General features: G+C 70.2%; 18 protein-coding genes and 1 tRNA gene. 11 read left to right on the top strand and 8 right to left on the bottom strand.

Annotated elements, in window-relative coordinates; genetic code table 11:
* Positions 1-41: 41 nt before the first annotated feature.
* Positions 42-1,883 carry a substrate-binding domain-containing protein gene (locus BJ986_RS08955; RefSeq protein WP_179421665.1) on the top strand — a complete coding sequence of 614 codons (1,842 nt, stop codon included), beginning with the start codon at positions 42-44 and terminating at the stop codon, positions 1,881-1,883.
* A 680-nt stretch (positions 1,884-2,563) separates the two neighbouring features.
* Here the strand turns inward: BJ986_RS08955 and BJ986_RS08960 are convergent.
* Together BJ986_RS08960 and BJ986_RS08965 are read right to left on the bottom strand one after the other, a co-directional pair.
* A tRNA-Arg gene (locus BJ986_RS08960) sits at positions 2,564-2,639 on the bottom strand.
* 153 nt (positions 2,640-2,792) lie between these two features.
* A complete protein-coding gene (locus tag BJ986_RS08965) occupies positions 2,793-3,110 on the bottom strand; it encodes a hypothetical protein (RefSeq protein ID WP_179421666.1) in 318 nt (105 codons plus the stop codon).
* A 215-nt stretch (positions 3,111-3,325) separates the two neighbouring features.
* On the opposite strand from BJ986_RS08965, the gene BJ986_RS08970 reads away from it, so the two are divergent.
* The 3 genes from BJ986_RS08970 to BJ986_RS08980 all read left to right on the top strand — a co-directional run bounded on the left by BJ986_RS08970 (position 3,326) and on the right by BJ986_RS08980 (position 5,504).
* Complete coding sequence (locus BJ986_RS08970; RefSeq protein WP_179421667.1) at positions 3,326-4,162, top strand: haloacid dehalogenase-like hydrolase; 837 nt, start codon at positions 3,326-3,328, stop codon at positions 4,160-4,162.
* Positions 4,163-4,167: 5 nt separating this feature from the next.
* Entirely contained in the window at positions 4,168-4,995 is an 828-nt protein-coding gene (locus tag BJ986_RS08975) for an MIP/aquaporin family protein (RefSeq protein WP_238338340.1), read from the top strand.
* A 95-nt stretch (positions 4,996-5,090) separates the two neighbouring features.
* Positions 5,091-5,504 carry a TraR/DksA family transcriptional regulator gene (locus tag BJ986_RS08980; RefSeq protein ID WP_179421668.1) on the top strand — a complete coding sequence of 138 codons (414 nt, stop codon included), beginning with the start codon at positions 5,091-5,093 and terminating at the stop codon, positions 5,502-5,504.
* Between the two features lie 26 nt (positions 5,505-5,530).
* Here BJ986_RS08980 and BJ986_RS08985 read toward each other — a convergent pair whose 3' ends face one another.
* Positions 5,531-5,752 (bottom strand): hypothetical protein, encoded by a 222-nt coding sequence (locus BJ986_RS08985; protein WP_179421669.1) that lies wholly within the window; start codon positions 5,750-5,752, stop codon positions 5,531-5,533.
* 206 nt (positions 5,753-5,958) lie between these two features.
* Between BJ986_RS08985 and BJ986_RS08990 the strand changes: the two genes are divergently transcribed.
* From BJ986_RS08990 to BJ986_RS09020, 7 genes are all read left to right on the top strand, one after another.
* Complete coding sequence (locus tag BJ986_RS08990; protein WP_179421670.1) at positions 5,959-6,717, top strand: matrixin family metalloprotease; 759 nt, start codon at positions 5,959-5,961, stop codon at positions 6,715-6,717.
* A 375-nt stretch (positions 6,718-7,092) separates the two neighbouring features.
* Positions 7,093-7,572, top strand: a complete 480-nt coding sequence (locus BJ986_RS08995; RefSeq protein WP_179421671.1) for a TasA family protein — start codon at positions 7,093-7,095, stop codon at positions 7,570-7,572.
* Positions 7,573-7,691: 119 nt separating this feature from the next.
* A complete protein-coding gene (locus BJ986_RS09000) occupies positions 7,692-8,225 on the top strand; it encodes a hypothetical protein (protein WP_179421672.1) in 534 nt (177 codons plus the stop codon).
* The gene (locus tag BJ986_RS09005) at positions 8,222-8,686 is read left to right on the top strand and encodes a hypothetical protein (protein WP_202881216.1); all 465 of its coding nucleotides are present in this window, start codon (positions 8,222-8,224) and stop codon (positions 8,684-8,686) included. Before BJ986_RS09000 ends, BJ986_RS09005 begins: the two co-directional genes overlap by 4 nt.
* Positions 8,683-9,801, top strand: coding sequence for a hypothetical protein (locus tag BJ986_RS09010; RefSeq protein WP_179421673.1), 1,119 nt, complete (start codon positions 8,683-8,685; stop codon positions 9,799-9,801). The genes BJ986_RS09005 and BJ986_RS09010 overlap by 4 nt, the downstream gene beginning before the upstream one ends.
* 94 nt (positions 9,802-9,895) lie before the next feature.
* Positions 9,896-11,221, top strand: coding sequence for an MFS transporter (locus BJ986_RS09015; protein WP_337795054.1), 1,326 nt, complete (start codon positions 9,896-9,898; stop codon positions 11,219-11,221).
* Between the two features lie 9 nt (positions 11,222-11,230).
* Positions 11,231-15,403, top strand: a complete 4,173-nt coding sequence (locus BJ986_RS09020; RefSeq protein ID WP_337795057.1) for an AAA domain-containing protein — start codon at positions 11,231-11,233, stop codon at positions 15,401-15,403.
* 89 nt (positions 15,404-15,492) lie between these two features.
* On the opposite strand, the gene mscL is transcribed toward BJ986_RS09020, so the two are convergent.
* The 5 genes from mscL to BJ986_RS09045 all read right to left on the bottom strand — a co-directional run bounded on the left by mscL (position 15,493) and on the right by BJ986_RS09045 (position 19,597).
* Positions 15,493-15,852: a large conductance mechanosensitive channel protein MscL gene (gene mscL / locus BJ986_RS09025; RefSeq protein ID WP_179421675.1), complete on the bottom strand. Its 360-nt coding sequence runs from the start codon at positions 15,850-15,852 to the stop codon at positions 15,493-15,495.
* A gap of 101 nt (positions 15,853-15,953) precedes the next feature.
* Complete coding sequence (locus BJ986_RS09030) at positions 15,954-16,619, bottom strand: SAF domain-containing protein (RefSeq protein ID WP_179421676.1); 666 nt, start codon at positions 16,617-16,619, stop codon at positions 15,954-15,956.
* 12 nt (positions 16,620-16,631) lie between these two features.
* Complete coding sequence (locus BJ986_RS09035) at positions 16,632-17,468, bottom strand: S-methyl-5'-thioadenosine phosphorylase (protein ID WP_179421677.1); 837 nt, start codon at positions 17,466-17,468, stop codon at positions 16,632-16,634.
* Between the two features lie 156 nt (positions 17,469-17,624).
* The gene (locus tag BJ986_RS09040; RefSeq protein WP_179421678.1) at positions 17,625-17,927 is read right to left on the bottom strand and encodes an FmdB family zinc ribbon protein; all 303 of its coding nucleotides are present in this window, start codon (positions 17,925-17,927) and stop codon (positions 17,625-17,627) included.
* A 92-nt stretch (positions 17,928-18,019) separates the two neighbouring features.
* Positions 18,020-19,597 carry a potassium/proton antiporter gene (locus BJ986_RS09045; protein ID WP_337795061.1) on the bottom strand — a complete coding sequence of 526 codons (1,578 nt, stop codon included), beginning with the start codon at positions 19,595-19,597 and terminating at the stop codon, positions 18,020-18,022.
* Positions 19,598-19,639 lie beyond the last annotated feature (42 nt).

Raw genomic sequence — 19,639 nt, forward strand, 5'->3', positions numbered from 1 at the left:
GCAATAGCCGCCTAATCCACCTTGAATCGAAAGGGACCACCGTGTCCGTTCTTGCCCCGCGTCGCCGAGCCCTCCTGGCCGGCGTCGTCCCCATCGCGGCTGCAGCAGCCGTGATGGTCACCCCCCAGCTGGCCATGGCCAGCACAACGGCCGCGCACGGAGCCACCTCGCACACGCTGTACGCGAGCGGGTCCGACACCACCTACGCCATGATGCAGAAGCTGGACAGCCTCTACGGCGGTCAGCGCGGATGCACGGTCGTCCCGACCGACGCGAGCCTCCTGCCTGACGGCTCCTGCCAGAGCGACTACACCGGCGAGGCCGACTCCAACGCGACCCACGACACCGTCACCGAGCGCTACCCCGTCGGCTCGGGCAGTGGGATCAAGCAGCTCTGCAACCAGGGCCTCGCGGGGGTGCCCGTCGTGGACTTCGCCCGGTCCTCCCGCGCGATCAAGACCAGTGACTGCGACGGCCTCAAGGCGGTGGCCTACGCACAGGACGGCATCTCGTGGTGGCACTCGACCGCCAGCACGTCGAGCTCGGCGAGCCTGCACGACCTGACCAAGGCCCAGCTCGTCAACATCTACAACGGCACGCTCAAGACCTGGCACGACGTGGACCCCTCGCTGCCGGCGAACAACATCGTCATCTACTCGGTCCAGGCCGGGTCCGGGACGCGGAGCACGTTCGACAGCTACCTCGGTGGCGACAGCACGCAGGCCATCCCGGCCGCCAACAAGCCCGGCGGTTCCGGTCCGTCTCACGTGATCTTCGAGAACGACGCCTCGCCGATCTTCACCAACGGCGACCAGAACGACGCCATCTACTTCTACTCGATCGGGCGCTTCACCCAGAAGCAGGCGCAGTCGCCGCAGCCCGGAGATGTCACCGGCGGTGAGCTCGGCGCGCTCGATGGCGTCGCGGCCGACACGCCCGACGTCAAGAACGGCACGTTCCCGGCCCGCCGGTCGCTGTTCAACGTCTACCGCTACGCGCCTGAGTTCGTCACCAGCTACATCGGCGAGCGCACCGGGTTCCTCTGCCGCGACGACCTGCCGGCTGCCACCCGTGCAAAGGTCGAGCAGCAGATCAGCAGCGAGGGCTTCGTCCCCTTCGCCGACGGCTCCATCGGCGGCGGTGTCAGCGGCACCAGCTTCTGCCGGTTGACCCAGACCCTGGACACCTCAGCCCCGAGCGTCGCCCTCACGCCGACCGGTGGTTTCCGAGGCGCCGCGACCGCGACCTTCAGCGAGCTGGTCAACGGTGTCGGTGCGTCGAGCTTCGGCGAGCGCGTCACGGGCACCACGACGCCGCTGGCGGGCACCGTGACCTGCTACGACCTGCAGCAGGTGGCCACGGCGTGCACCAACCCCGTCAAGAGCGCGCGGTTCACCCCGTCCGCGGGCTATGTCCCCGGTGAGAAGTACGAGGTGTTCGCGACCGCGAGCGCGATCAGCGACCGCGCCGGCAACACGCTGACGGCCACCCCGGCCGTCGCCTTCCGCGGGCCGCTCGCCGTGCAGGACGTCAACGTCCCGCCGGTGGCCTACACCGCTGGCTGGACCCGTCTGAGCTCCAGCGCAGCCAGCGGGGGCACCTGGACGCGTTCTGCGACCAAGAACGCCTACGCCCTGATGACGTTCCGCAGCACGAGCCTGACCTACGGCTACCTCCGGACCACCGCGTCCGGAGTGGCGAAGGTCTACGTGGACGGCGTCCTCAAGGCCACCGTCAACGAGTACGGATCGACGGCTCGCTCCGCAGTCACGATCTCTCACCTGACGGATGCTCGTCACACGGTCAAGATCGTCGTGGTCGGCGCGAAGTCCGCGGCATCCAAGGGCGCCTTCGTCAGCCTCGACAGCCTCACGGTCAGCTGAGCTGGACCCACGGTGACAACCCAGGGGCCGGGCTGCGCACAGCCCGGCCCCTGGGCACACCCGTGAGGCCGCTGTGCGCGGCCGTGTCATCCGCACCCACGCGCTCTGGAACTCAAGCTCGGCATGCTCTGCGCGCAGGCGTTCCACACCGTGTAGTAGACCGAAGGTGAAGCCGTTCTCGCCGCGCAGGAACGACTGGGCGCCGAGCTGGCGCAGTCGCTGCCGGGCGACGACGGTGTCCTGATGCTGGCCCAGTGCCTGCTGAACGGCCTTGGCTCGCTTGGCGAGCCTCTTCGCGCTCACCCAGCTGACCCTGGGACCTGGACCGCGACTCGGCCCTGGTGGCAGGCGGGTTCGATGAATGCGACGCCGCCCACCACCACGGGAGGCACTCGGAAACGCCGTTAGCACTGTGTTGTTGCGTTGCGGGAGTATCAGTTGAATGCGGTTGGCTTCATTCCTCTGGGTACCCCATGGGCACCGGCGCCAGCCTCTGGATCATGTCCGCGACGGCCCCGGCCTCGTTCGCGGGACCGCGACGTGCGCACATGCAGGAATCGTCGACGGGACCGGCGACACACGACACCCGCTTTCCCGAGCCAGGACTCGGTCCCACACGGCTGACGATCGTCGCACTAACTGATGCTGGGTGATTTCGGCTGATGCCGGATATTGCCGGTTGGTGCCCTCGGGCAGATTCGAACTGCCGACACCCGCTTTAGGAGAGCGGTGCTCTATCCCCTGAGCTACGAGGGCGGAGCATGGCTGAGACCTCTGCTGGGAACCTCTCTCGAACCCAGCCAGCCACGCAGCGGCCAAGCGTAGCCGAGACGGCACGGCCAGGGGTCGTCGGGTCGTCTCCAGGCGCCCGTGTTCGCGCGAGCTGGTTCGCTCGCGTCGTCGTGGGCCTCAGGTCGCCAGCTCGGGCCCGATCTCGGTCTTCTCGACCAGCTTCTGGACCACTTCCTCGGGGATGTCTTCCTTGCTTGCCTCTTCCGCTGCCTTCTGCTGGTGAACCTCGACTCGGGCTGCCTGCCAGGCGGACCAGTGTCCCGAGACCAGGGCCCAGAGCGAGAGAGCGGACACGTAGACCACAGAGTTCAACCACCCCATCCACATGGAGATCGGAATCATCACGATCCAGAAGATCGCCAACCAGCCGTTCACGCGCCGCATGAACACCGGGTCCCCCTGCACAGAGGCCCACAGGGACTTGACTACGGTCACCACTCTTCTCCTTCACTCGCAGCACAGACGCCCGTGCTGGAAAAGCGTATTAAAGGACCTCCCACCTGTGGAAATGCTGAGGCTCTCCACCCCGGACGACGCGGGGCATTGGTCGTGCGCGTGGGGCAGCCAGCGGCCATGATGAGCCCCACAGCAGCCATGACGAGCCCACCCGGCGAGGTTCAACGAAGGATCCAACGGAAGGAGCGGCGCGAGTGGACATCGAGGAGCTGGGCCGGCGTATGCCGTCCTGGCGTGATGGACCTGCCAAGCGTGCCTTGACCGAGTTCCTGGTCGAGGTCACCCAGGGCGAGAGTGCACTCGCCGTGTCCGAGCGGGTCGCCGCGTTCGACAACGACGGCACGATGGCCTGCGAGAGGCCCCACACCACGTTGTCTGAGTTCCTCGCGGCATGCACACAGGGCCAGGGTCCACAGGCACCTCCCGCCAGCGGGCATGAGGTCCTTCGCGAGCTGGCCGAGCTGTTCCAAGGGCAGACCACCGCGCAGTACGACCTGGCGGCCCGCGCGTTCCTTCGCGAGGCAGTCCACCTGCGCTTCCAGCGTCCGTATCCGCTGCTCACCTTCCAACCGATGCTGGAGCTGGTGGACGTGTTGCACGCCCTGGAGTTCAGCGTCTTCATGTGCACGGACAGCTCGCGGGACTTCATGAGGGTGATGGCTGGTCCGGCATACGGTCTGCGCCGTGAGCACGTCATCGGCTCGGAGGTGCAGCTCACGGCGGTGAACGGCCAGCTGGTCCGGACCGCAACGCTCGAGCAGCTGGACGACGGCCCAGGGAAGACCGTGCACCTGTGGGACCGGGCCGGCGTCATGCCGGTGCTGGCAGCTGGGAACGCGGCCGGGGACATCGAGATGCTCGAAGCCGCGCGGTTTGCCATGGTGGTCCACCACGACGACCCGACGCGTGAGTATGCCTACGACGATCCGCGGCTGCTCGCCAAAGCGCGCGAGCACGACTGGACGATCGTGAGCATGAAGACTGATTTCGTCGACCTGTGGCCCGCTGCTCGCGGGAAGGAGGCGTTGTGAGCGCCATGCCGACCAGCGCGCACGACCGGGACCCGTCGGGCGACAGCGCTGCCGCCCTCCGAGCCCGTCACGGCGCCCACATCGCTGAGCTCATGGAGCGCCAACCGGTCTGGGGCCGGCAGTTCACCGATCTCAGCCACGAGTGGCGACGCTTGTTCGCCGAGTCGTTCGGCACCCTCCTGCTCGTGCTGGTGGGCGCCGGAGGGGCCGTCCTGGATGCCAAGACCGGCAGCATCGGCCGGGTCGCCGCCGTCACCGCGCCCGGCCTGCTGGTGATGGCCGTCATCCTGGGCATGGGCGCGGTCTCCGGTGCCCATCTCAATCCCGTGGTCACTGTCGCCTTCGCGTTGCGCCGAGACTTCCAGTGGCGTCGCGTGCCCGGCTACCTCGCCGCTCAGCTGGTCGGCGGCGTCCTGGCGTGCCTCTTCCTGCGGGCGCTGTTCGGGACAACCGGCCAGCTCGGTGCGACCAGACCCGGCCCCGGATTCACCACCACCCAAGCGTTGCTCATCGAGGCAGTACTCACCCTGGGCCTGGTCAGCACCATCCTGGGCACGGCCTCAACCGCACAGAACGTCGGCCCGCTGGCGGCCCTTGGAGTGGGCGGATACATCGTCCTGGCCGGGCTGTGGGCAAGCCCCGTCAGCGGAGCATCCATGAACCCCGTCCGATCCTTGGCGCCCGACCTGGTGCGCGGAGACCTCCGCGGACTCTGGCCCTACCTGCTCGGTCCCCTCATCGGATCTCTGCTGGCGGTCGCGGTCGCTTTCGTCCTGCGCGGACCCGGAGGTGACCCCGAAGCAGTGAAGGCCGCGCAAGGTCGAGAAGCCTGAGCCGTCACCGCATACCGGCCGTCGCCCACCCTCCCGGAACCAAGGCGACCAAGGCCACGAAGCCTGCACAACGCTTGGTGGAGGATGCTGTGGACATGGCCCAACTGCCCCGTCGGTCCTCGCCGGACCACACTGCCGACGAGCCGCGCACGGACCTTGATCTCGAGTCCGTGGCCGAGCGCTTGCGCGAGGAGCGCGATGAGGCTCGCGCCCGCCTGACGACCATGACACGGGATCTCGAGGCCGTCTTCGCCGCATCGACGGACTCCAATGCCGATGACGAGCACGACCCCGAGGGTCAGACGATCGCCTACGAACGGTCACAGCTGGCAGCGCTCATTCAGGCGGCGCAAGACCATCTCGGCGCCATCGAGGCCGCCATGCTCCGACTGCAGCAGGGCAGCTACGGGTTCTGCGAGGTGTGCCACGAGCCCATCCCCTCCGCACGGCTGGACGCCAGGCCAACCGCACGAACGTGCGTCCGGCACGCGGCGCTGCTGCGAGGCTGAACGAGACCCGAGGCTCTGAAGGACGGCTAGTCGGTCGATCCCGCGGCGGTGCGTCGTCGCTGCAGCGCCACTGCGCTGCGCCACGACGCAAGGCCGGCGGCCACGACCGCGCCCATGGCATGGAGTGCTCTGGATCCCACGGTCGCGCGAGGGTCAAGGCCCCAGACATCCCACAGCGTCGTCGCCGTCAGGTACACGGCAACCACCCACGCGACCGAGAGAAACCGCCCGCCGCTCAGACTCCCCATGTCGCCAGAGTAGGTCCAGCGACGATGGGCGGCAGCGGAACCGCCGATTCTCCATCGACCCCGACTTACCGAACGCGCCCCGGACGTCCGGTCACATCACCCTCACCCAAATGGACGAGACTGCCCAGTTTCGTCGCATTCGAGTCAGCGGCGCTCGTAGGTTCAGGACCACAGCGCCGCGACGGCGGCGCACCTTCGGAGGTCCCATGCGCAAGTCCATCGCCCGTCTCGGCGTCGCCCTCGCCCCGGCCGCACTGGTCACGGGCCTGATCGCTGCTGCGCCGCAGACCGCCGATGGTGCCGTCCCGACCTACAACCTGACGTATGCCAGCCTGCCGGACGGTTCCAAGCAGGTGGTCCGCTGGAACGGCTGCCAGACGGCCATCACCTACAAGGTGAACCTGGCGGCGGTGCCCTCCTCGCTCCGCCCTGGCGTCCTGGCCGACACCAAGGCAGCCGTGGCGAAGGTCGCTGCGGACACCTCGTTCGCGTTCAGCTACAAGGGGGCCACGACCGAGGTGCCCAAGCTCGGGTCGATGGCCACGCAGTCCGCCGAGCTGGTGATCGCCTTCACCACGCCGTCCAAGACCAACTACTCCCTCGCGGGCTCCACGCTGGGCCAGGGCGGTCTCTACTACGGCTACGTCTCGCGCACGGTCGGCGGAAGGACCACCTACACCGTGGCGGCCCAACGAGGGTTCGTCGTCATCGACACCCCGCAGATGCTCCAGCAGACCATCGGCGGCACCGGCACCGGACTTCGTCGCAGCAACCTGCTCGCCCACGAGCTCGGTCACGCCGTCGGCCTCGAGCACGTCACGGATCCCCGTCAGCAGATGTTCCCCTCGATCCGGACTGTCTCCCCGACCCTCTACTACACCGGCGACCGCGCCGGCCTCGCCAAGGTGGGCAAGGTCGCGGGATGCATCAACACGGCATACATGCCGTTGAAGGACCTCAGCTAGCCGCACAACCCCGGCACAGCCTCGTGCCCGACCCAGACTGCCCGGCGTCACGACCGCCTGGCACACAGACTGCCCGCTCACCTCAGGTGAGCGGGCAGTCGCTTTTTGCGTCGCGGCCCGGGAGCCGAGGAGGACGGTGGAGTCAAGGAAGTTGACGCCATAAACGAGCGCGAGCGCTTATACACCATCCCAGCATCCAAAGTGGTCGACTTTACTAAACACAGACTCAATCGGGGAATTTCCGGTAGAACCTATGACCCTTTCGGGGAGCGATGTTGCTCGATATGCCGCCAGGACGCGTCCCGACGCGATCAACTCATCCCAACAGGGGCCACGCATCAGGCCGGCCACCCGTCCACGAACAGAGGATCTGCCATGAAGCTCAACCGCAAGCGGGCCGCCGCCATCGCCACGGGCGCCGCCCTCACCTTCATCGTCGGCGGGGTCGCCTTCGCCTACTGGTCCACCAGTGGCACCGGCACGGGATCGGCCACGACCGGCACCGTGAACCCGGTCAAGATCAACGCGACAGGCACCGCCGTCTCGGGCCTCTACCCGGGCGCCCCGGCGCGCAACGTCTCCGGCAACTTCGACAACCCCAACGCCGGCACCGTGTACGTCAACCAGGTCACCGTCGCGGTGGCCCCGGGATGGTCCAAGCAGGCCGACGGCACCAAGGCTGCCTGCACGGCTGCTGACTTCACCATCACCCAGCCGTCGGCGACCGCCCACGAGATCGCGTCCGGCACGGGCGTGGACGCCTGGGGCCCGGCCACCATCGCGATGAACAACCTGCCCACGAACCAGGACAACTGCAAGAACGTCACGGTCGACCTGGTCTTCTCCAGCAACTGATCGTCACGACGGGGCCTGATCCCCGCCCGGTGGCATCGACCCCCTCGATGCCACCGGGCGGCAGGCAAGCCAGCCAGACCAGCAGCACCCCACCCAGGACCAACTAGGGAGACGACCTCATGGCCACCACGCCGCGCCGGCGCCGCACCCTTGCGGTCGCGATCTGCGTCGTCGTGATCCTGGCCCTCTTGGGCGGGTGCCGCGTGTGGCTGACCCGAGATGACCCTGCTCCCCACCAGGGCGCCCTTCGCCTCATGCAGGGCAACGGTTCACTCGCCGCGGCCAACGCCTCGGGCCATGCCCCCTTCGCCGCCGTGGGCAGCGTCAGCCAACTGCGCCCGGGCCAGCTGCAGACACTTCAGGTGAAGGTCACCAACGCGGACGCAGTCGACTACAGGATCCTCGAGCTCACCGTGACGCCGCAGGATGCCAATGCCTCGTGCTCGGCCGCCGCCAACCTCGTGGTCAGCAGCTACAAGGCGACCAAGCCTGGCGCGCGCAGCTACCTCGTGCCACGGGAGTCCAGCATCACGATCCCCCTCACGATCATGATGCTCAACACCGCCTCGTCGCAGGACGGCTGCAAGAACGTCTCCTTCCCGCTCGCCTTCGGTGGTCTGGCCACGCAGGGCCAGGGCGGCGGCAGCTCGTGACCACCTCCCAGCGCTGGACGCGCCGACTGAGCACCTCAGCCGCGGGCACCGCCGCCCTCCTCCTGGTCGGCGGCGTCGCGTATGCCACCTGGTCCGCAACCGGGGCCGGTTCCGGCGCGTCCGCGGTGGGCACGACGACGCCGCTCACCGCCGTCGCCGTCATCAGCGCCACCCTCTACCCCGGCAGCTCGGCCGACCTCACGGTCATGGTGAGCAACCCCAACCAGCGCCCCGTCACCGTCACCTCGATCGCCGCCACCGGTGTCATCATCGCCAGCGCCGGCTGCACGGCGCCCGGTGTCACCGCGGCCCTTCCCGCCACCGTCTCGGTGACCATCCCCGCCGGCGGCAGCGCTCCGATCGTATTGACCAAGGCGGTCTCGATGTCGACCTCGTCGTCCTCGGACTGCCAGGGCGCGACCTTCACTATCCCGCTGCGCGCGACGGGGCAGACGGCATGACCCGCCTGCGTCCCTCCCGCGGCATCCGGCGGATCGCCCTCGTCGTCGCCACTCTCGGTGTGGTCGCCGCTGTCGGCGCCACCCCGGCGCTCGCGTTCTGGGTCACCTCTGGCACAGCGACGGCGGGCGCCACCGCCCGCACCCTCGCGTCGCCGGCCCCGCCCAGCGTCGGCTCGGCCACCCAGACGTCGCTCGTGGTCAGCGGAACGCTGCCCACGGCAGCCAGCCAGGTGACCGGCACGACCTACAGCGTCAAGCGCGACGCGACGACACTCGGGTGCTCCCTGCCCGCCTCGGGCTCATACTCCTGCACCGACACCGCTCTCACCGGCGGCCAGACCTACACCTACACCATCGTCGCGGCGCTCGGGACGGCCTGGCAGGCCACTTCCGTGGCCACGACGGGCACGACGCTGTGCCCCACCACACCCAAGTACACGGTCACGGCCTCGAGCACCACCCCGACCGCAGGCACATCGTTCACCGTGACTGTCACGGCCACGAACTGCTCGGGTGTGAAGGACACGACGTACAACGGCACCAAGGCCGTCACCTTCAGTGGCCCCAGCAAGTCGCCTTCGGGCAAGGCCCCGGCCTTCGCTCCGAACGTGAACTTCACCAACGGGGTGGGCACGGCCACGGTGACGCTCTACGACGCGGAGACCACGACCATCACGGCCACCCAGGGCGCGCTCGCGGGCACTACTGCGAGTTTGACGGTCGGCGCAGCTGCCGCCTACACCATCGTCGTGACGAACCCAGCCAACAAGGCCGGTCCCGTCACCCTCAGCTGCGACGATGGTGTGGACCTCAACCAGTCCGCGCGCACGTGCACCCAGACGGCTCCGACACCCACCGGGACCGGACGCACCTGGAAGGGCACCTTCACCGTGGTCGACAGCTGGGGAAACCCCCGAGTCAACAACTTGGGCACCGCCATCAACCTGGACATTACGGTGGTTGGCACTGGTGACAACACCAACGCGACGATCGCGAAGAACAGCACCTCGTCGGCACCGGTGTTACTCGACCTCGGTGACCTGACTCGCACCATCACGGCATCAACCAACAACACGAGCCTGAAGGTCACGATCACGATCAACGGCGCGGGCTGACCTGACCGGTGCTGCCGCCGGCAGGCGGCATACTCAACGGATGCCCGCCGCACCCGCGTCCGATAGAGCGGTTCAGCGGCGCACGATCAGCACCTTGATCGGCACCCAGGTCCTCGTGGGGGTGGGGGTGTCTGCCGGTGCCGGCGTCGGCGCCCTGCTCGCCGAGGACGTCGGCGGCTCGGCCGACCTCGCCGGGCTCGGCGGCACTTTCCAGGTGCTGGGTGGTGCGCTCATCGCGATCCCCATGGCGCACGTCATGGCCTCGCGCGGACGCCGCGGGGGCCTGCTGGTCGGCTATGCCCTCGGGATCATTGGGGCGCTGACGATGATCACGGCCGGCGCGATCCGCAGCTTCCCCCTGCTGCTGGCCGGAGCCGCCCTGTTCGGGGGGGCCAACGCCGCCAACAGCCAGGCGCGGTATGCGGCGGCCGACCTCGCCGACCAAGCCCACCGCGGCCGCGACCTCTCGACGGTGGTGTGGGCGACGACGATCGGCGCCGTGTTCGGACCCAACCTGGCGGGTCCGGGGGAGCCGGTCGCCCGGTTCCTCGGGATCCCGGCGCTCACCGGGCCGTACGTCTTCTCCCTCGTCGGCCTGGTGCTGGGCGCCGTCCTGCTCTTCACCCGGCTGCGTCCCGACCCACTGCTGCTCGCGCGGGAGCGGGCCGCCGCCCTCGCGACCGAGCCGCTGGAGCCCCAGCACGGCTCGATCCTGCGCGGGTGGCGCACGCTGGTCGCCCATCCCGGTGCCCTGCTCGGCCTCGTGACGATGGCCCTGGGGCACACAGTCATGGTCAGCGTCATGGTGATGACACCCCTGCACATGCACCACGGCGGCGCCAGCCTTCGCGTCATCGGGCTCGTCATCAGCCTGCACGTGCTGGGTATGTTCGCGTTCTCGCCCCTGACCGGCCTGGCCGTCGACCGGTTCGGCGGCCGCGCCTGCGGACTTGCCGGCGCCGTGATCCTCGTCGTGGCCGGTCTGCTCGCGGCCCAAGCTCCCACCGGGTGGTCGCCCGGGCTGGCCACCGGGCTCTTCCTGCTGGGCCTGGGCTGGTCCTTCACCCTCGTCGCCGGCTCCACGCTGGTCGTGAAATCCGTGCCGCTGGCCGAGCGTTCGGGAGCCCAGGGCGCGGCTGACCTCGTCATGGGGCTGGCCGCCGGCGGTGGCGGTGCGCTGGCAGGAGTCGTCGTCGGCCAGCTCGGGTATGCCGTGCTGGGTGCCTGCGCGGCGGGGCTCGCCGCGGTCGTCGCCCTGGCGTCCCTGCTCATCCGCGTGGAGGGCTCCCAGCCGGGTCATGCCCCGCCGGTGTCGCCCGACCCGGTCCTGCCCGAGCCCGTGCTGTCCGAGCCCGTGCCGTCACAGCCTGTGCCGTCCGACCCCGTGTTGCCCGACCGTGGCGGCGACCCGGTTGGTTAGCCTGCTTGGGTGACCCCGCCGCCTGACCAGACCTCCGCACCGCCGCAGCCCAGCGGCGACGCGACCACGCCCACCCGGCATACCGACTCCGTGGGCGCAGCCCAGCTCGACGCCGACCCCCGCGGCACCCGCGTGGCGGACGCGGTCGCGGTCTGGCAGCGCCACCTGGTCGACCTCGGCGGCCGCAACACCCTGCTCTGGTACCGCGACCTGCCCAGCGGCACCCTCGACCTCACCACAGCCCACCCCGGCGGCCTGGCCATGCTGCTCGCCGGCCGCCCGACCAGGCTCTCCGACCTCGTGCGCGAGCCCGCGGCCCTCGACGAGGCTCGGCGGCGCGCCCGCGTCGTCCGCGCGAAGACCCTCGAGCTGTCGGAAGAACGCGGCATCGCCGCCGGGTTCATCGCGATCGGCATGGCGAGCTGGTCCGTCCGCGGCGCCACCCGCGCCCCTGCCGCCCCCGTGCTGCTGCGGTCGTGTGTCCTGAAGCCGACCGGCGCCGCCCGCGAGGACTTCGACCTCGACCTGGGCAACGACGTCGAGCTCAACCCTGTCCTCGAGCACTACCTCCGCTCGGAGCAGGGGCTCGAGCTCGACTCCGGTGCCCTCGAGGAGCTGGCCAACGCGAGCGGGGCCTTCGACCCGCACCCGGTCTATGCCGAGCTGACCGCCCTCTGCGCCAGCGTGCCGGACTTCTCGGTCTCGCCGCGGCTCGTGGTCGGGACGTTCTCGTACGCCAAGCTGCCCATGGTGGCCGACCTTGCGGCCCAAGGGAGCTCGCTGGCCGACCACGATGTCGTGGCCGCCCTCGCGGGCGATCCCGGAGCCCTGCGCGCGGTCCGCACCTCGGTCCCGGACTCGCCCGCGGACAGCGACCCGTCGCACGAGCTGCTCATCCTCGACGCGGACTCCACCCAGCAGGCGGCGATCGACGCGGTCCGGTCCGGCGCGCACCTCGTCATCAAGGGACCGCCCGGCACCGGCAAGTCGCAGACCATCGCCAACCTCATCGCCAGCCTGGCGGGAGAGGGCAAGCGAGTCCTGTTCGTCGCGGAGAAGCGGGCCGCCATCGACGCGGTGCTCTCCCGTCTCGAGGGCGTGGGGCTGGGCGACCTGGTCCTGGACGCCTACGACGGCGCGAGCAACAAGCGCCGCCTGGCCCAGGAGTTCGGGGCCGCCCTGGACCGTGGCGCCCTGGTGAAGGACCCCGACACCAGCGAGATCGAGCAGGCCCTGGTCGACCGGCGCAGGACCCTGGTCGAGCACTCCGCAGCCCTGCACGAGGTGCGCCAGCCCTGGGGGGTGTCGGCCCACCAGGCGCAGGAGGCCATCTCGCGGCTCGGCAGCCTCGCCCACCCGCCCACCTCACGGGTCAGGGTGCGCGGCGAACAGCTCGCCAACCTCGACCGCCAGCGCGTCCAGGAGCTCAGCCGCCAGCTGACCGAGGCCGCCTCGCTCGGGGCCTGGTCCACCCAGCCGGGCACCGACCCGTGGTTCGGGGCGCGGATCGCGACGTCGGAGGAGGCTGTGCGCGCTCGCGACATCACCAGCCGCCTCAGCCAGGGGGGACTCCAGGAAGTCGAGCAGACCATGCGCGACGTCTTCTCCGACGTCAGCCTGCCCCAGGCCGACCGGGTCGGGGACTGGGGCAACGTCCTGGACTCGGTCGGTCGGGTCCGCGACACCCTCGAGGTGTTCCGGCCCGAGATCTTCGACATCCCGCTCGGTGACCTCGTTGCCGCGACGGGAGACCGGGCCTACCGGGAGGCGAATGGCGTTGCCCTGGGCTGGTTTTCGCGATGGCGCCTGCGCCGTCAGGCACGATCGCTGTTGCGCCCGGGGCCGCCGCCCCCTGACCTCCACGCGGCCCTGCTCGATGCCCAGGTCCAGCGCAAGGCCTGGCAGCAGATGGCCGGCGCCGGAGGCCGACCCGAGATCCCGGTCGACCTCGACCGGGCGCGGGCGGCCTACGCCTCCGTCTCCTCCGACCTCACCTGGCTGGAAGGACGGCTCACCGGGACCCAGCGAGGCGGTGACCTCTTCGGCGCGACGCTCCAGGAGCTCCAGGAGCGCCTGGCCGAGCTCGACAGCCGGCCCGATCGCCTCACGGTGGTGCCGCAGGTGCTCGGCACCCTCGACGCCTTGCGCGAGGCGGGCATGGGAGCGTTCCTCGACGACGTCGCCCACCGTGGCGTCGAGCCCGACGACGTGGGCGCCGAGCTCGAGTTCGTCTGGTGGACCTCGCTGTCCGAGGACCTCATCGTGCGCGACCCGCGCTATGGCGCCCACGACGGAGCCCAGCTGCAGCGGGTCGCCCGCGAGTACGTCGCCGCCGACCACGCCCACCTGCGCGCCTCCGCCGAACGCGTCCGTGCCGGGGCCGGGCGCCGGCTTCGCGAGGTGCTGGCCGACCACCCCGAGCAGGAGGCCCTCGTCCGGGCCGAGGCGGGCAAGTCCCGACGCCACCGCCCGCTGCGTGACCTGCTGCCCAGGGCGGCCGAGACCCTGACGGCGGCCAAGCCCGCGTGGGCCATGTCGCCGCTCGTGGTCGCCTCGGTGCTGCCACCCGGACGCTGGTTCGACGTCGTGATCTTCGACGAGGCCTCGCAGATCCCACCCGCCCAGGCCGTGTCGGCCATCTCGCGGGCACACCAGGTCGTGGTGGCCGGTGACGAGCGCCAGCTGCCGCCGACGAGCTTCTTCACGGCAGCGGTGGACGAGGACGCGGCGCCGGAGACCGACGCGCTGACCGAGGGTTTCGAGTCGGTCCTCGACGTGCTGACCGCCGCTCTGCCGACTCGTCGCCTGTCCTGGCACTACCGCTCGCTCGACGAGCGCCTCGTCGCCTTCGCGAACCGCGAGATGTACGACGGTTCGCTCGTCACCTTCCCCGGCACGGGCACCGACCCGGTGGTGCGCCTCGAGTCGGTCGAGGGGTCGGGGATCGTCCAGCCCGGTGAGGAGGCCATCGAGTCGACCGAGGGGGAGGTGACCCGGGTCGTGGAGCTCGTCCTCGAGCACGCCCGCAGCCGCCCCCATGAGTCTCTCGGCGTGATCGCGCTGGGCATCCGGCACGCCACCCGTCTCGACGACGCCCTCCGACGAGCCCTGGCCACCGACGCCGCCCACGGCGTGGGTGACTTCTTCGACGAGGACCGGCCGGAGCGGTTCTTCGTCAAGAACCTGGAACGCGTCCAGGGCGACGAGCGCGACGCCATCATCCTGTCGGTCGGCTACGGCAAGACCCCGCACGGCCGGGTCCTGCACCGGTTCGGCCCGCTCAACCTCGAGGGCGGGGAGCGACGCCTCAACGTCGCGATCACCAGGTCGCGTCGGCGGATGACGGTGGTCTCGTCACTGCTCGCGAGCGACCTCGACCCCGCTCGGCTCAAGTCCCGGGGTTCGGTCATGCTCCGCGACTTCCTGGCGTATGCCGCGGACGGCGGCGCCTTCGCAGCGCCTTCCGCCCAGGGCGATCACCCCGACGCAGCGGCGGCCGACCCGCTACGGGCCGAGTTCGCCCGACGACTGCGGGACTCAGGACTGGTCGTGCACGAGGCCTACGGCTCCGCCGGACAGCCCATCGACATCGTCGTCGAGGACCCGGAGCGCAGCGGACACGTCCTCGTGGCCGTGGAGACCGACGGTCCGGGCTACGCGGCCATGCGCAGCAGTCGGGACCGCGACCGGCTGCGCGGCGAACAGCTCGGCCGGCTGGGATGGATGCACGTCAGGGTATGGACGACCGACCTGTTCCGTGACCCGGCCCGCGACGTCGCCCGCGTCAACTCCGCGGTGCAGCAGGCCATGGCCAACCGGCCCGCGGTCACCTCGACCGTGACCCCCGCAGAAGCTCCGGCAGACGCTCCCGCAGGGTCTCTCGCAGACGCTCACCCGGGCGACGACACAGCAGACGCCACGGAAGCCCCCACGGAGGCGACGACCGAGACGCCGGTAGCCGAGCCGACGGGGGAGTCGCCTGCGAACGCTGGCGAGGACGAGTTCCGCCCGGCCGCCGACGAAGGGGCCCGCGAGCGCCGCGTCCGCGCCCGCAAGGGCAAGCGCACGAAGCCCGAGCAGACCAAGGACGACACGGATGTCGGCTGGGGTGAGCAGCCCGAGGAGCTGGCCTACGACCGCTGGCTGCGCGAGCAGCGGCCGCCGCACTGGGGGTCCGACTGATACCGGCTCCCCGCATCGGTGCCGACGACGAAGGCGCCGGTCCCCCCAGGGGGTCCGGCGCCTTCGCTGCGTGCGCTAACTGGTGAACGTCAGGCACGACCCCGGAGGGCGTCGCGGATCTCGCGCAGCAGGACGGTGTCCTCGTCGGGTGCAGCGTCCTCCTCAGCCTTGGCATAACGGGCCTTGGCCAGCTCGTAGGGCTTGACGACGAAGAAGTAGACGACGAACGCGACGATCAGGAACGACACGAGCGCAGTCAGGAAGATGCCGACCGACAGACCGGCCGGCTTGTAGGTGCTGAAGTCTGGCTTGCCTCCCACCTTCCCGATGATCCCCATGAGGACATCGGTGAAGGTCTTGACGACAGTGCCGAACGCACCAGCGATGATGAAGGCGACTGCAAGCTCCACGAGGTTGCCCCGCATGACGAAGTCCTTGAAACCCTTCATGGGTGTCGCGCCCTTTCCTAGAAGTTGGTCCTACGAGCGACACGCTAGCGACCCGCGAACCCGTTGTGGGGTGGTCGCGACCCGATTGAGCCGCCCTCGGGTCACTGGTGGGTGAGGACGAGCTGGAGCCGTGGTCGCCCGAGTGCGTCCTCGGGCACCGCCAGGATGCGTCGGGCCGTCTCCTGACCTGCGGAAACGACCAGGCCGCCCCCCTCGAGCGCATAGCCGCTCGACGACCCCTCCCCCTGGATGACCGACCCGAAGTCGGTGGCGCGAGATTTGTCCACCCGCAGGATCACGACCGCGCGCGCCACGGGCCCCTCCGGGCCCCACAGGTCGACCGTGTCGCCGGCGGAGACCATGGACACCGCACCCTGGTCAGGCACCGAGACGTGCACGGCGACCGAGCCGGGCGGCTGGCGCTCCAGCAGCGAGCTGTGCTTGACGCGTGACCGGGTGACCGGCTCACCCGGGGCGAGGGGCAGCGCGAGCGGTCGCCCGAGCACGTCGGCCAGGGTGTGCACACTGCTGGGGGGCGCCAGCTCGGCCGGCCACCAGACCTCACGCACCGAACCCGGCGAGGCCACCTCGCCGATGGCCATCGGTCGGACCGCCACGACGACCGGCACCAGCGGGCGGGAGTCGGCCGCACGGGCCACCGCCAGCACCGCCAACGCTGCCCCCACCGCGCAGAGCAGGGCCAGCCCGCGTCTGACGATGCGGCGTCGCCACTGCCGTCGTCGGCCGGGACCATGCAGCCAACCCATCGCGCGGCGCCCCTACCCCGGCAACGCGAACGGAAGGGTGATCCCGTCGAGCGCGCGCCGGCACCCGCAGGTCGCCTCGGCGTCGGACTCCTGCGCCGGCATGGCCGACAGCGCCGAGCGCAGCACTTGCTTCAGCCCGTCGACGTTCTGGGCGAAGACCGCCAGGACCTCTTCGTGGGTGACAGCCTCCCCGCCGTCGACGCCCGCGTCGTGGTCGGTGACCAGGGCGATCGTGGTGAAGCACATGGCCAGCTCGCGAGCGATCGACGCCTCCGGCATACCGGTCATCCCTACGACGGTCCACCCGGCCTGCCGGTGCCATGCGGACTCGGCCTTGGACGAGAAGCGAGGGCCATTGATGACCACAAGCGTCCCGGCATCGGCCACGGACTTGCCTGCGGCAGTGGCGGACTCGACGGCCACGGCCCGTCCGCGAGGGCAGTACGGGTCGGCGAACCCGACGTGCACGACGGGCCCCGGCTCGGCATACACCGTGTGCTCCCGGCCCCAGGTGCGATCGACCACCTGGTCAGGGACCACGATCGTGCCCGGCCCGAGCTCTGGCCGCAGCGAACCCACCGCACAGGGCGCGAGCACCTGGCGCACGCCGACCGATCGCAGTGCCCAGAGGTTGGCCCGGTAGTTCACCCGGTGCGGCGGAAACCGGTGCCCCTGGCCATGTCGTGCGATGAACGCCACCCGCCGTCCGTCGACCTCACCGATGACGAGGTCGTCGCTCGGCTCGCCGAAAGGCGTGCTCACGCTCACCCGCTCGGCCGCGTCGAAGAACTCGTAGAAGCCGGAGCCGCCGATGAGTCCGAGGTCGGCGCGGGGAGTCGTCGAGGTCATGCCAGCAGACTACGCAGCGCCCAGTGTCCGCACGGTCGGCCCGGCGAGCACTGTGGACGGCGATCCGACGACGCCCGCCCCTGTGGACAGGGATGGGCGATGTCGAGGATGGCCGCGTGGCCGCTTGGCCGCATGGCCGCGTGGCCGTGGCCGGGGTCAGGCGGCCGAACCGTCCGCGGACTTCGACGTGGTCGAGGCCGACGAGGTGCTCGACGAGCCGCCCTTCGAGTCGCTGGACCCGCTCGACGACCCTGAGGGGGCAGGGACCGAGGCTGAGGAGCTGCTGCGGGAGTCGGTGCGGTAGAAGCCGCCACCCTTGAAGACGACGCCGACCGCGTTGAAGACCTTGCGGAGCCGGCCCTCGCACTCGGGGCAGACGGTCAGGGAGTCGTCGCTGAACGACTGCACCGCGTCGAAGCGGTGGTCGCACTCGGTGCAGGCGTAGGAGTACGTCGGCACGGTTCCTCCAATTCGGCGTTCTGGCCGGCGTTCGCTACCTGCGACGCTGGCACTGTGATGGCTCGACTGCCAACTATAAGGCCGCGGGGGGCCTACTTCTTCCCGCTCCCGTCACGCCAGCCGGCGAGGCGACCATGCTGGCTGACCGAGCGGACCCGCTTCTCGGCCCGGCTCCTGGCCTCCGCGGTCGAGACGATGAGCAGCTGGTCGCCGCGACGGATGGCCGTGTTGTTCTGCGGCACGAAGCCCTTGCCGCCGCGCACGACGAGGGTCACGTTGGCACCCTCGGGCAGCCGCAGCTCGAAGACCTCGACGCCGTGCAGCTTGGAGGCCTGCCCGACGGTGACCTGGATGACCTCTGCCTTCAGCTCGTCGAGGGGGGTGGCCTCGACGGCCAGGTCGAGCGTGGCGTAGTCCTCGACGATGCCGAGGCGCTGGGCGACCCACGGCAGGGTCGGTGCCTGGACCAGCGTGAAGATGACGACCAGCACGAACACCAGCTCGAAGATCCACGAGACGTTCTTGGCGCCGACCGTGAGCGGCACGGTCGCGAGCACGATGGGGACGGCACCTCGCAGCCCCGCCCACGACAGGAAGACCTGGTCGCGCCAGCGAAGCCGGAAGGGTGCGACCGAGACCAGCACCGAGAGCGGCCGCGCGAGCAGCAGCAGCACCAGGCCGATGACGATCGCGGGCACGACCTGGCGGGCCATGTTGCCCGGCGAAGCCAGCAGGCCCAGCATGACGAACAGCCCGATCTGGGCGAGCCAACCCATCGCGGTGGCGAGTCCCAGGACCGCCGGGCCGTGCGGCAGCCGCAGGTTGCCGAGCACCAGCGCCGCGAGGTAGCAGGCGATGAACCCGCTCGCATGGACGCTGGACGCCGCGGCATACGCCAGGATCGTGAGGGCGACCACCCCGATGCTGAAGAGACCCGAGGAGCCGGACGCGGCTCGCCGCATGAACTGCCCTCCGGCCCATCCCACGGCCAGCCCGGTGGCGGCGCCCACCCCGAGCTCGACGACCGCCTTGACCGCCAGGGTGAGCCACGACTCCGCACCCGCGGGGTGGGCGGACCTCGCCGCGAGGGCGGTGACCAGGATGACGACCGGTGCGTCGTTGAAGCCCGACTCCGCCTCCAGCATCCCGGTGATCCGGCGGGGGAGCGGCACGCGGCGCAGCACCGAGAACACCGCCGCCGCGTCCGTGGAGGACAGGATCGCGCCCACCAGCAGGGCGGTGTTCCAGTCGAGGTGCAGGACGAAGCGAGCGGCGAGGGCGACGACGAGCACCGAGACGATGACGCCGACGGTCGACAGCACCGCCGCGGGTCCGACCGAGTTCCGGATCCCCTCCCAGCGGGTGCTGAGCCCGCCTTCGCCGAGGATGAGGATGAGGGCGGAGTAGCCGAGCACCTGGGTGAGCTCGTTGGAGTCGAACCTGATGCCGAAACCGGCCTCACCGATGGCCAGCCCGATGCACAGGTAGATCAGCAGCGAGGGCAGTCCTGACTTGAGGGACAGCCGGACGGCGGCGACCGAGACCAGCAGGACGATCGAGCCGACCAGCAGGGCCGGGGTCAGGTCGTGCAGGGTGAAGGTGCCCGACGCGGCGGATGTCATGGACGGCGCGGACCACACGAGGTCAGGGGGCAGGATCGCTGCGCGCACGGCCCGTCACGTCCTTTCCCTCGAGGTGGTGCGGATAGTCTC

It is taken from the genome of Pedococcus badiiscoriae (genome assembly GCF_013408925.1).
Classification (GTDB): domain Bacteria; phylum Actinomycetota; class Actinomycetes; order Actinomycetales; family Dermatophilaceae; genus Pedococcus; species Pedococcus badiiscoriae.

What these genes read in the sequence shown, in the direction of transcription:
- BJ986_RS08975 (WP_238338340.1), top strand. Translation starts at nt 4,168, where the DNA reads ATGCCGACCAGCGCGCACGACCGGGACCCGTCGGGCGACAGCGCTGCC.
- BJ986_RS08980 (WP_179421668.1), top strand. Translation starts at nt 5,091, where the DNA reads ATGGCCCAACTGCCCCGTCGGTCCTCGCCGGACCACACTGCCGACGAG.
- BJ986_RS08985 (WP_179421669.1), bottom strand. Translation starts at nt 5,752, where the DNA reads ATGGGGAGTCTGAGCGGCGGGCGGTTTCTCTCGGTCGCGTGGGTGGTT.
- BJ986_RS08990 (WP_179421670.1), top strand. Translation starts at nt 5,959, where the DNA reads ATGCGCAAGTCCATCGCCCGTCTCGGCGTCGCCCTCGCCCCGGCCGCA.
- BJ986_RS08995 (WP_179421671.1), top strand. Translation starts at nt 7,093, where the DNA reads ATGAAGCTCAACCGCAAGCGGGCCGCCGCCATCGCCACGGGCGCCGCC.
- BJ986_RS09000 (WP_179421672.1), top strand. Translation starts at nt 7,692, where the DNA reads ATGGCCACCACGCCGCGCCGGCGCCGCACCCTTGCGGTCGCGATCTGC.
- BJ986_RS09010 (WP_179421673.1), top strand. Translation starts at nt 8,683, where the DNA reads ATGACCCGCCTGCGTCCCTCCCGCGGCATCCGGCGGATCGCCCTCGTC.
- mscL (WP_179421675.1), bottom strand. Translation starts at nt 15,852, where the DNA reads ATGAAGGGTTTCAAGGACTTCGTCATGCGGGGCAACCTCGTGGAGCTT.
- BJ986_RS09030 (WP_179421676.1), bottom strand. Translation starts at nt 16,619, where the DNA reads ATGGGTTGGCTGCATGGTCCCGGCCGACGACGGCAGTGGCGACGCCGC.
- BJ986_RS09035 (WP_179421677.1), bottom strand. Translation starts at nt 17,468, where the DNA reads ATGACCTCGACGACTCCCCGCGCCGACCTCGGACTCATCGGCGGCTCC.